Raw genomic sequence first — 12,393 nt, 5'->3', positions numbered from 1 at the left:
TTATTACATTCGCTTTAATATTTTTTTGATTCATATGATAGACCAAATTGCCTATATAATTTTGAATACACAACTTTCAGAAGAATCTGTAAAGAACACTATAGATTTGTTAAATCAAGATTGTACCATTCCTTTTATATCCCGCTACAGAAAAGAACGAACTGGAAATCTAGATGAAGTTCAAATTGGTGATATTGTAAAATATAAAGAAGCGTTTGAAACCTTAGAAAAGCGACGAAGCACTATTGTAAAAGCCTTAATAGAACAAGACGTTTTTACCCCCGAATTAGAAAAAAAAATAATGAGTGCTCAAGATTTAACGACCCTTGAAGATCTATACTTGCCTTATAAGAAAAGCCGAAAAACCAAAGCCGAAAAAGCAAGACAAAACGGCTTGGAACCTTTGGCAAAAATGATCATGATCCAAAATGCAAATGATATGGAATCCCTAGCCTTAAAATATGTGAGGGGCGAGGTAGCAACTACAGAAGACGCCTTAGAAGGCGCGCTCCATATTATTGCCGAATGGGTAAACGAGCGCACAGATATTAGAAATAATATACGTCAGCAATTAGAACGTTTCGCTATGATTTCCACGAAAGTGATAAAAACAAAAGCGGATGATGAAAAGGCTCAAAAATTTAGAGATTATTTTGATTGGGAAGAAGCTTTAAGTCGAATCCCATCACACCGGTTGTTGGCTATTTTAAGAGCTGAAAAAGAAAACTTCATTCGTGTCAAAATTACAATTGATGATGAACGTGCCATAGATAAGATTGAAAATAGAATAATTAGAAGTCATAACGCCTGTGCAGAACAGATAAGAGTTGCCGTAAACGATGCGTATAAACGACTATTATTGCCATCGTTAAGTAATGAAGCGTTACAAATAGCAAAAGATAAGGCCGATGAAGCAGCCATTACTGTATTTGCCAAAAATCTAAAGCAGTTGTTACTGGGTTCTCCACTGGGAGAAAAACGCGTTCTGGCAATTGATCCAGGATTCAGGACGGGTTGTAAAGTGGTATGTTTAGATGCACAAGGCCAATTGAAGTATAATGAAACCATTTACCCACATCCACCAAAAAATGACAGTATCGGAGCGATAAAAAAAATAAGTTCGCTTTGCGATGCTTATAAAATTGAAGCCATTGCTATTGGTAACGGAACGGCATCACGGGAAACCGAAGCCCTTATTAGAAAAGTGCATTTTAAAAATGAGATACAAATGTTTGTGGTGAGTGAGGCAGGCGCCAGTATTTATTCGGCATCAAAAATTGCTCGTGAAGAATTCCCAAATTACGATGTCACGGTTCGCGGAGCCGTATCTATTGGTAGACGTTTGCAAGACCCCTTAGCCGAATTGGTAAAAATAGACGCGAAATCGATTGGTGTTGGGCAATATCAGCACGATGTCGATCAAACCAAATTGCAAAAGCAGCTGGATGTGGTGGTTGAAAACTGTGTCAATTCTGTAGGTGTCAATATCAATACGGCGAGTAAGCCCTTGTTAAGTTATGTTTCAGGAATTGGAACAAAACTGGCTGAAAACATTTTTAATTACCGAAATGAACATGGCGCATTTATGTCTAGAAAGGGCATTAAAAAGGTGCCGCGATTAGGCGAAAAAGCTTTTGAGCAAGGCGCTGCCTTTTTAAGAATTAAAGACGCGGAAAATCCATTGGATGATTCGGCAGTGCATCCAGAGCGTTATGCTATAGTAAATAAAATGGCAAAAGACATCGATGCATCTGTTAACGATTTAATTGGAAACGCTGTTTTACTTGAAAAAATAGACTTAAAAAAGTATTGTACAAATTCAGTAGGCCTACCAACACTTCAAGATATCGTTTCAGAATTAGAGAAACCGGGTTTAGATATCCGTGAGCAAGCCAAAGTGTTCACCTTTAATCAAAATATAAAAAGCATCAACGATTTAAGAGCGGGTCAGCTCCTACCGGGCATTGTAAATAATATCACCAATTTTGGATGTTTTGTTGATGTAGGTATTAAGGAAAGCGGACTAATTCACGTTTCAAATTTATCAGATTCCTTCGTTAAAGATGTAAATGCACACGTGAGCCTGCATCAGCAAATTATAGTTAAAGTGCTCGAGGTAGATATTCCGCGAAAGCGTATTCAATTAAAACTACACAAATAAAAAAGCGAGCCCAATAGTTCGCTCTTATATCTCAATAAGTAAAAAATTTACCTATTCATATTTTTTATTTCATTAATGAAGGTGTCTAAATCTACACCGTTGCTCACCAAAGTCAAAGCCTTGTCAACCACATATTTTACATTATCAGGACGAAACCCTAGGCCTACAGACACTTTTGTTAATATCGCTCTTTCATCATCCCCTTCAATATGATCCACATAAACCATTCGTGCTAAATCGTATAAACGTTCTAAACGTATATCATAAGAATGTGGAGGATTTATAGGATGTGATTTGTAATCCTTTAAAATAATCTTATAATCATTCTCACCAATACTCAAATTGCGTGCTAAACGATCTAAGAAATCCTTTTCTGCCTCAGAAATAATTCCATCATCCATGGCGACACGCACAATAGATGCAAAATGATCTTCATTACGTTTTTTAAATCCACTATCAAATAAATCTGCAAATGACATATTTCTATTCTTTTATTGCTGCAATATATAAATAAATCTACGAGCTATAGGAAAATATAATAGGTTCTTTTTTAAGGCTTCTCATAACTCGCGATTTCAAATCATTAAAGGCGATACTTGGTAAACTGGTTTTAGGTTTAGTGCGTGCATTTTAGACGCAGTTTTTAAAAAAGGGGAGGGAAATGGCTGTTTTGGTATAACATAGCTTACAAAATCACTCGTAAATGTTAATTTTAGTAAGGCGTGGGAATTAATGCGACCATTATTATAAACTTGTTCGTATGTATCCACAGCGTTTCATTATCTTAATAGTCCTTTTGTTATTTCTTAATGTGAACGCACAGACATGTTGCTCAGGAGGTATTCCTCTTTCAAATAATATAGGATTGCCTAATTATGAAAAAGGAACGCTTCAAGTCGGATTATCTTATGATTATAATAATTTAAACACCTTAAATGAAGGTAGTAATACATTAAATGATAATTCCAGACTACGAATAACACATTCTGTTTTATTAAATACGAGTTATTCTATAACCGACCATCTTTCTGCGGAAGGATTATTCACTTGGGTTAGCCAACGAAGAAAAATCACACAATTTGGTAATCAAAATTTAGATAAAACCTCAGGCGTTGGGGATGCTGTTATTTTAATGAAGTATAACTTTAACAAGGTTTTAGGCGCATCCAGTAGTTTTGCATTAGGGTTGGGAGCAAAACTACCGTTAGGATCATCAACTAAAAAAAACAATCAGGGCATTACATTAAATGCCGATTTACAACCTGGCAGCAATGCTTGGGATGTTATTTATTGGCTATCGTCATCAAAAAACTTCGATTTTAGACCTTCATTTACCTTTTCCACTAGGTTTACATACCGAGGGACAGGAACAAACAACACCTATTTAGAAAATTCAACTTACAAGTTCGGAAACGAATTTCAAGCCTTTTTGGGGTTTTCTGATGAATTTTTACTCTTAAAAACCATAGTTAACACAAGTATTTCCTTTAAATATAGAAATGCCATAAAAGATAAAATTGATGGCTTTGATTTAGATAATACGGGAGGGGATTGGGTGTTTTTAATACCCAGTTTTTCAATGGCACTTTCTCCGAATTTAAGTTTTTCAGTAAAAGCGGAATTACCACTTTATAGTCATGTGGATGGCACCCAGTTAACACCAACATATAGACTTACTACAGGATTGTTATATAGAATAAAACCCAGACTTAAGTTAGGTCTAATAAATATTTAAGCTATGAAAAAAAATGTTTTTTATGTATTGATTTTATTGTTTTTTACATCATGCAGCAGCAGTGGTGAGAATGATTCTTTTCAGTCAAACCCGAACAACAACGATGGAAACCCTTCAAGTGATAATACACCAAACTGGTTAATTCCAGTTTCGGAAGTTAGAGATGGTGGTCCTGGCAAAGACGGGATACCGTCTATAGATAATCCGCAATTTATTACGGCCAGTGAAGCGAATTTTATAAACGCAAGTGATTTAGTTGTTGGGATTGTAGATGGTAATGAAGCCAGAGCCTATCCCCATCAAATTTTGGATTGGCATGAAATTGTTAATGATGACATTAACGGAAACGCCGTTACTATAAATTATTGCCCGTTAACCGGAACAGCTTTTGGATGGAAAAGTGAATCAAATGGTGTTAAAACAACCTTTGGCGTTTCAGGGTTACTGTACAATGCAAATTTGATTTTGTATGATAGAAGCACAGATAGTAATTGGTCCCAATTACGATTGGAATGTGTAAATGGGGAATTAATTTCACAGAAACCTAAATTATTAAATGTTGTAGAAACAACTTGGGATATTTGGAAAACCCTTTATCCAAATACCAAGGTTTTAAGTTTACAAACTGGATTTTCAAGGCAATATTCGGTGTATCCATATGGAGATTATGCGGTTAATAATGCGCGTTTTATATTCAGGCCATCAATTTTAAACAATGACTTACCAAATAAAGAACGGGTTTATGGCATTATTGATGACAATAAATCTAGAGCTTATCAATTTTCAAAATTTGGTACAGGTAAGGTGATAAAAGATACATTTAATAATAAAAACTATGTAGTAGCGGGAAACCAAAGTTTAATATATGCATTTGAGCTGACAGGAGATTATATTAATTTAAATTTTGAATATGATTTTAATAGTTCTGAAGGGGTCTTTTTTAAAGATGATGAAGGAAATAAATGGGACGTTTTCGGAAAGGCTATTGCTGGACCTAGAAAAGGAGAAACACTTACTGGAGCAAAATCCGTCGTTAGCTATTGGTTTGCCTTGGCTGTATTCTATCCAAACCCATTAATTTATCAGGATTAAAATTATTATTTATTGTAAAAATAGTTTGGAGTAACTATAGGCTTAAACATTTATATTTGCAAAAAATAAATGTCTTGAGTAAAACTATGCTCGCACAAACCTATTTACAGCTTTCGCAAACGCAAAATCTGCAAGCTGTTATATCTCAAAACAAAAATAAAGTACATATAAAGGGCTTGGTCGGGTCTTCATTTTCCTTTGTACTATCCAGTATTTTCAAACAAACAGAGAAACCGTTTTTGCTTATTTTTAATGATAAGGAAGAGGCTGCCTTTTATTTAAATGACCTAGAAGCATTAATTGGGGAAAAAGATGTGTTGTTCTATCCAGGCAGTTATCGCAGACCTTACCAAATTGAAGAGACCGATAATGCGAATGTACTGCTGCGTGCCGAGGTTCTAAACCGCATCAATTCGCAAAAAAGACCGTCCATCATTGTCACCTATCCAGATGCGCTTTTCGAGCAAGTAGTCACCAGGAAAGAACTGGAACGCCATACTCTTAAAGTAGGCGTAAACGATAAATTATCGATTGATTTTGTAAATGAGGTGCTGTTTGAATATCAATTTAAACGCGTCGATTTTGTGACAGAACCGGGGGAGTTTTCAGTGCGTGGTGGTATTGTAGATGTATTTTCATTCTCGCATGACGAGCCTTATCGTATTGAGTTTTTTGGGGATGAGGTCGATAGTATTAGAACCTTTGATGTGGAAACACAACTGTCTATTGAGCCGGTTAAAAAAATTAATATCATACCAAATGTCGCTAATAAATTACTGCAAGAAAGTCAGCAAAGTTTCTTAAAGTATGTGGCTCAAAAAACGGTGATTTGTTTTAAAAATGCCGATTTGTTCTTCTCTAGAATAGATGATTTTTTCACTAAAGCGGAAGAGGCTTTTAAAACCTTGTCGTCAGAAATAAAACATGCAGAACCTGATGAGTTGTTCTGTAATTCGGATTTGCTTAAAAAACAACTGTTAGATTTTTCAATAATTGAATTTGGAAGTACGGCTGTTTTTAAACACAGCGTCATTGCGAGTGAAACGAAGCAACCTGTTTCATTGGATGAAATTGCCTTCAATACCACGCCTCAGCCCGCATTTAATAAGCAATTTAACCGCTTAATAGAAGATTTAAATTCCAATCACGAAAAAGGTTATACCAATTATATTGCCTGCGTTAGCGAACAGCAGGCAAAACGCTTCCATGATATTTTTGATGATTCCAGCCTAGAGGTAAAATCATATAATACCATCATTTTATCATTACATCAAGGGTTTATAGATCACGATACCAAAATAGTCTGCTATACAGATCATCAAATTTTTGAGCGTTATCATAAATTCCATGTAAAAAATGGTTATGCCAAAAAACAGGCCATTACTATAAAGGAATTGACCAATTTAGATATTGGCGATTATGTAACGCACATTGATCATGGTATTGGGCGTTTTGGAGGTTTGCAGAAAATTGATGTTGAAGGCAAGAAACAAGAAGCCATTAAACTGGTATACGGCGAGCGTGATATTTTATATTTAAGCATCCATTCGTTACACAAAATCACGAAATTTAATGGTAAAGATGGCAAGCCACCAAAAATTTATAAACTCGGTAGCAATGCTTGGAAAACCTTAAAGCAAAAAACCAAAGCACGGGTTAAGCACGTGGCCTTTAATTTAATTAAACTCTACGCGAAGCGCAAAACAGAAAAGGGCTACCAATACAAACCAGACAGCTATATGCAACATGAGCTGGAAGCCTCTTTTATTTATGAGGATACGCCAGACCAGAGTACCGCAACAGCCGATATTAAAGCCGATATGGAAAGCGAACGTCCCATGGATCGGTTAGTGTGTGGAGATGTAGGTTTTGGTAAAACCGAAGTCGCTATTCGGGCAGCGTTTAAAGCGGTAGATAACGGGAAACAGGTGGCTGTTTTAGTACCAACAACTATTTTAGCCTATCAACATTCCAGAACGTTTAAAGAGCGCTTGAAAGACTTTCCGGTAACCGTAGATTATATAAATCGTTTTAGAACTGCTAAAGAAAAACGAGAAACACTAGAGGGTTTAGAGCAAGGTAAAGTGGATATTCTTATTGGCACCCATCAGCTCGTAAATAAAAATGTAAAATTTAAAGATTTAGGCTTACTAATTGTCGATGAAGAACAAAAGTTTGGAGTTGCCGTAAAAGAAAAACTGAAAACCTTAAAAGATAATGTAGATGTACTCACATTAACAGCCACACCAATACCCAGAACGCTTCAGTTTAGTTTAATGGCAGCAAGAGATTTATCGGTTATTACCACGCCACCTCCTAATAGATATCCTATAGAGAGTCACGTAATTCGTTTTAGTGAAGATGCCATTCGGGATGCAGTGAGTTATGAGATTGAACGTGGCGGACAAATTTTCTTTATTCACAATCGGATTGAAAATATAAAAGAAGTTGCAGGAATGATTCAACGGTTGGTGCCCGATGCTAAAATAGGAATCGGTCACGGACAAATGGAAGGCAAAAAATTAGAGCAGCTCATGCTAGCTTTTATAAATGGGGCTTTTGATGTTTTGGTGAGTACCACTATTGTAGAAAGCGGTTTGGATGTACCCAATGCCAATACCATTTTTATAAATAATGCCAATAATTTTGGATTAAGTGATTTGCACCAAATGCGAGGTCGTGTGGGACGAAGTAATAAAAAGGCATTTTGTTATTTTATTACGCCTGAATATTCAGCAATGACCGATGATGCACGAAAACGTATTACGGCGTTAGAACAATTTACCGAATTGGGGAGCGGGTTTAATATTGCTATGAAAGATCTGGAAATTCGTGGTGCTGGCGATTTATTAGGCGGTGAACAAAGCGGATTTATTAATGAAATAGGCTTTGATACCTATCAGAAAATATTAAATGAAGCGATTGAAGAACTCAAGGAAAATGAATTTAAAGATCTGTATGACGATGATACCGAGGAGAAAGTCTATGTGAAAGAAGTCACCATCGATTCAGATTTTGAATTGTTGTTCCCTGATGACTATGTGAACAATATTGCCGAACGGCTTAACCTATACACGCAGCTTAATAAATTTAAAACGGAAGAAGAACTTCAAAAGTTCGAATTGGAGTTGATTGACCGTTTTGGTGAGTTACCCGTGCAAGTGGAAGATTTATTAAATAGTGTCCGTATTAAGTGGCTCGCTACTAAAATAGGCTTTGAGAAAATAATTATGAAAAAGGGTCGTTTTATTGGCTATTTTATAACCAATCAGCAAAGTGAATTTTACCAAAGTAACAATTTCACAAGCGTATTGCAATTTGTCCAAACCCATTCCAATACATGTAAGATTAAGGAAAAACAAACCCGCAACGGTTTAAGATTATTACTTACTTTTGAATCTATAAAATCTGTAGACCAAGCATTAAAAGCATTGCAACCCATTTTGGCTTAATTATTGCCAACTTAAAAATAAAATCTTCCGATGTTGAAACTGATTGTATGTGTTGTTTTATGGTTACCCAATCTTTTTTTTGGGCAACATACCATTTCTGGTACGTTTTCTCCAGCCGAAGATTATAATGTGGCGCTTCTATATAAAGTCACGCCAACGATTTCAGAGTATATAGCCAATTCAGAAATTAGCAAGGGTGGTAGGTTTCAGTTTCAGTTAGATTCTACAAACACGAGAGGCATGTACAGATTGGTATATGCTATTCCTCAAGAAGATTATAATTTCGATATCATTTACAATGGGAAAGAAGATATCAAACTTACTTTTAATTCAGAAACAGGAGTGGAATTTCAATCCTCATCAGAAAACAAGTTGCTGTCATCCTACACCAATAGCATGTCTTTAATAACCCACAGTATTGGTAATTTTTTTAGAGAGGAAAGTAAAGATACGATTGCTTTAAAATCTTTATTTAAAACCCAAAGCGAAGCGCAAGCGAGTTATGAAAAATTGGCAAAAGGTATGATTGCTTATCATTTTATTGAGGCGAACAAGCCATTTATTCCAAAAAATATTATAAAGGTAAAACCATATGTTGACAGTTTGAAAACGCATTATTTTGACTATGTTGATTTCAATAATAAAACCTTGCAGGCCTCTAATTTTTTAGAAGAACGCATGCTTAATTATGTTTTTGGGATGTCTTCTGAAACGGTAGATGAAGTCACTAATTACAAGACTAATATTGATGTATTTTATAATAAAGCAAGAACAGCACCTAATGCTATTAAGCGTATTTTGCTGGTAGATTTATGGCAACAAATGATAGATTTAGAATTTGAAAATGTGGCCAATTATATTTCCGATAAATATTTAATGGACATTGCAAAAACCTTGAAAGATAAAGAGTTAATGGATGGCCTAACTGCATTTTCTAGAACAGCTATTGGAAGACAGGCTCCAGATTTTTCATTTCAGACAGCAAATAAAAATGAAAAAATCACAAAAAAGCTGAGCGAATTAAGTGGTTCTGAAAAGTATGTTATTGTGTTTTGGAGCAGTACCTGTTCGCATTGTTTGGATGAAATTCCGCAACTGCAAGAATTTGTCAAATGTCAAGAAAAAAATGCTTTAAAAGTTGTGGCCATTGGTTTAGAAGATGAACCCACAAAGTGGAAGGCATTGAAAAAGTCATTCTCAGAATTTATTCATGTGTATGGTCAAGGAAAATGGAATAACCCTATTAGCAATGATTATAACATACATGCGACACCCACCTATTTTCTATTAAATAAAAATAAGGTCATTTTAGCTAAACCAGAAAATTTCGAAGCTTTAAAGGATTTTTTTGAAGAAGAGGATTAATTGAATATTTCCACATCATGCTGAATCCATTTAAGCATCACACTAATTTTTACAGTTGATTATGAGATCCTGAAACAAGTTCAGGACGACTAGTCAGAAATGATAAAATGCATTTTCTAAATGCTCAATTTCAAAGTTTCTCCCAACTTTTACAATAGCAATAATATCAAAACGGACTTCCACGTCTAAGCTGTTCATAGTAATATATTCATCCACAGCTTTTACTAAACGCTGAATTTGTTTGGTTTTTACAAAATCTTGCGGATTTCCAAAATCGGTAGTTGAGCGTGTTTTTACTTCAATTATAGCAAGGATGTCTTTTTGTTGCGCTATAATATCAACTTCGGCTTTCTGAAATCTATAATTGCGTTCTACAATATCATAATCATGTTTCAAAAGAAAATCGACTGCCAGCTGCTCGCCTTTTTTACCTAGTTCGTTGTGTTTTGCCATAATATATCTTATGCGAAATTGGAATTTAAATTATTAAGATACGAACTATTTATTTGTAGGATTATAATTATAATGTTTGAATTAATATATTATATTTGAGAGACAAATATAATTATGGAAGAAAATCAGAGATTATTGCTATTAAACAAAGCTAAAAATTTTTTCAGAAATGAAATTGTAAAAGCACATATTAATGTAGGTTGTAAAAAGGCTAGTCAGTTAAAGAATTATAACATTAACCCTTTTTTGTTTAAATATTTGGCTAATTTTTTAAAGGGGAATGATGATGCCAAAAGTATTGCTGAAGCTTTGGTTCTGCCTAGAGTTTTAGGCTCTTCTATAAATACATCTTTTGGTATGAGGATTCAAAAATTGATAAGTGAACTTTTTGAAGGTTTTGGTTCCACAACACATGGAGTTGATATTGAATTTATTGATGCTATAGACGGAAGAAAAAAATATTGCCAACTCAAATCTGGCCCAAATACGATAAACTTTGATGATGTGGAAACGATTTTCAATCATTTTAAAGGCACTATAAGTTTAGCAAGAACCAACAATTTAAATATTGGTATTAATGATATGGTTGTTGGGGTTATTTATGGTGAAACTTCTGAACTAAGTTCCCATTATAAGCGAATTAACGAAAAGTACCCAGTTATAGTTGGAAAAGATTTTTGGCACAGATTAACAGGAAAAGAAGATTTCTATTATGATTTAATTGACGCTGTTGGAGAAGTGGCTTTAGAAGTTGATGGCACTAAAGTTTTACATCAAACTATTGAAACACTTTCTAAAGAAATTGAAGCTAAATTTTCTTGATTCATTTTTTCATAATCATTTAAAAAATTCACTAAAGAAAAGCCTATTTCTTTTGCTAAATTAACTGGAACGGCATTACCTATTTGCTTGTATTGTTGGGACACCGATCCATTGAATTTCCAATCATCTGGAAAAGTTTGGATTCTAGCATATTCCCTAACGGTGAAAGGTCTCGTTTCATCTGGATGGCAACGTTCGGTTTGTTTCTGCGCTGGACTGCATGTTAATGTTAAACAAGGTTCATCCCATCCAATGCGTCTAGCCATTCCTGTTTTTCCGCCACCTAAATAAAAACTTTTTTGCATATATTCTTTTTGAATATCTAAGGGCAAATCTCGCCAATACCCTTTTTGTGGTACTAAATCAAGCACATCTTTTTTGTGTTTAGGATATTTAGAACCTTCAGATTTTGGAACATCGGTTTCAAAAAGCTTTCCTTTTTTAAGCGCATCACTTAAATTATAGATAGTATCATAAGGTAAAGGGTAGTGGTATTCTAAATCAATATCTTTTCTAACACCAATTAAGATAAGCCGTTCTCTTTTTTGAGGAACATTATAGTTAATCGCTTTTAAAACTCGAGCCGGAGAAACTACGTTATAACCAATTTCATCTAAAACAGAAATCATTCCTTCAAGTGTTTTTCCCTTTTCGTGACTCAACAAGCCTTTTACATTTTCTCCAAGGCAAATTTTAGGTTTTACTTCATTTATAACTCTGGCAAATTCATAAAATAAAGTGCCTCGTGTATCATTTAATCCTAATTTTTTTCCAGCATAACTGAACGCTTGACAAGGAAATCCACCTGTGACTATATCAACTTCATTTTCATATTTTGAAAAATCAAAATTTTTAATGTCCCCTTCCAAAACATTCCAACTAGGTCTGTTTTGACGCAATGTTTCGCAAGCCCATTTGTCAACTTCATTTAAAGCAACACAATTTAAACCAGCTTTTTCTAGTCCTAAAGCTAAACCGCCTGCACCAGCAAAAAGCTCTAACACAGAAAATTCTTTGGTAGGTTTTATATGATTCCCAGAAAATTTCTTTCCATTAACATACGTATTAAATCTAGGAAATAGTTCAAGTTGTTCCTTTTTATAGATTCTATAGTCGCTTATGGGCTCTCGGGTTGCTGGTAATTTACCGGTGCTATCCCAACGTCTTAATGTTTCTGTGCTTTTTTCTAGAATTTCCGATACTTCTGATATTGAATAGTAATCCTTTATAACCATATTATGTAACATTACACATGGTTACAAATATATCCATTTGGTTTTAACTATAAAATATTTTTGCATATATTTTGCCCC

Annotated in this window: 9 protein-coding genes; 6 read left to right on the top strand and 3 right to left on the bottom strand. The window is 34.6% G+C overall.

What is annotated here, in order from left to right:
* The first annotated feature begins 34 nt into the window (after positions 1-34).
* Positions 35-2,161 (top strand): Tex family protein, encoded by a 2,127-nt coding sequence (locus FAF07_RS06790; RefSeq protein ID WP_142784386.1) that lies wholly within the window; start codon positions 35-37, stop codon positions 2,159-2,161.
* A 47-nt stretch (positions 2,162-2,208) separates the two neighbouring features.
* On the opposite strand, the gene FAF07_RS06785 is transcribed toward FAF07_RS06790, so the two are convergent.
* A complete protein-coding gene (locus FAF07_RS06785) occupies positions 2,209-2,640 on the bottom strand; it encodes a tellurite resistance TerB family protein (protein WP_142784385.1) in 432 nt (143 codons plus the stop codon).
* A gap of 281 nt (positions 2,641-2,921) precedes the next feature.
* On the opposite strand from FAF07_RS06785, the gene FAF07_RS06780 reads away from it, so the two are divergent.
* The 4 genes from FAF07_RS06780 (at position 2,922) to FAF07_RS06765 (ending at position 9,805) form a co-directional block, all read left to right on the top strand.
* Entirely contained in the window at positions 2,922-3,896 is a 975-nt protein-coding gene (locus tag FAF07_RS06780; RefSeq protein WP_142784384.1) for a transporter, read from the top strand.
* A gap of 3 nt (positions 3,897-3,899) precedes the next feature.
* The gene (locus FAF07_RS06775) at positions 3,900-4,988 is read left to right on the top strand and encodes a DUF3179 domain-containing protein (RefSeq protein ID WP_142784383.1); all 1,089 of its coding nucleotides are present in this window, start codon (positions 3,900-3,902) and stop codon (positions 4,986-4,988) included.
* Positions 4,989-5,062: 74 nt separating this feature from the next.
* Positions 5,063-8,440, top strand: coding sequence for a transcription-repair coupling factor (gene mfd / locus FAF07_RS06770; RefSeq protein WP_142786559.1), 3,378 nt, complete (start codon positions 5,063-5,065; stop codon positions 8,438-8,440).
* A gap of 30 nt (positions 8,441-8,470) precedes the next feature.
* Complete coding sequence (locus FAF07_RS06765) at positions 8,471-9,805, top strand: TlpA family protein disulfide reductase (protein WP_246067796.1); 1,335 nt, start codon at positions 8,471-8,473, stop codon at positions 9,803-9,805.
* 93 nt (positions 9,806-9,898) lie between these two features.
* Here the strand turns inward: FAF07_RS06765 and FAF07_RS06760 are convergent, their stop codons facing one another.
* Complete coding sequence (locus FAF07_RS06760) at positions 9,899-10,258, bottom strand: YraN family protein (RefSeq protein ID WP_142784382.1); 360 nt, start codon at positions 10,256-10,258, stop codon at positions 9,899-9,901.
* Positions 10,259-10,372: 114 nt separating this feature from the next.
* Between FAF07_RS06760 and FAF07_RS06755 the strand changes: the two genes are divergently transcribed.
* A complete protein-coding gene (locus tag FAF07_RS06755) occupies positions 10,373-11,080 on the top strand; it encodes a PmeII family type II restriction endonuclease (protein ID WP_142784381.1) in 708 nt (235 codons plus the stop codon).
* On the opposite strand, the gene dcm is transcribed toward FAF07_RS06755, so the two are convergent.
* Entirely contained in the window at positions 11,032-12,315 is a 1,284-nt protein-coding gene (dcm, locus tag FAF07_RS06750) for a DNA (cytosine-5-)-methyltransferase (RefSeq protein ID WP_142786557.1), read from the bottom strand. The two genes, FAF07_RS06755 and dcm, sit on opposite strands and share 49 nt — an antisense overlap.
* Positions 12,316-12,393 lie beyond the last annotated feature (78 nt).

Source organism: Changchengzhania lutea, assembly GCF_006974145.1.
GTDB classification, from domain to species: domain Bacteria; phylum Bacteroidota; class Bacteroidia; order Flavobacteriales; family Flavobacteriaceae; genus Changchengzhania; species Changchengzhania lutea.
The sequence above is the reverse complement of the archived record's forward strand: the minus strand, read 5'-3'. Positions and strand labels throughout refer to the sequence as shown.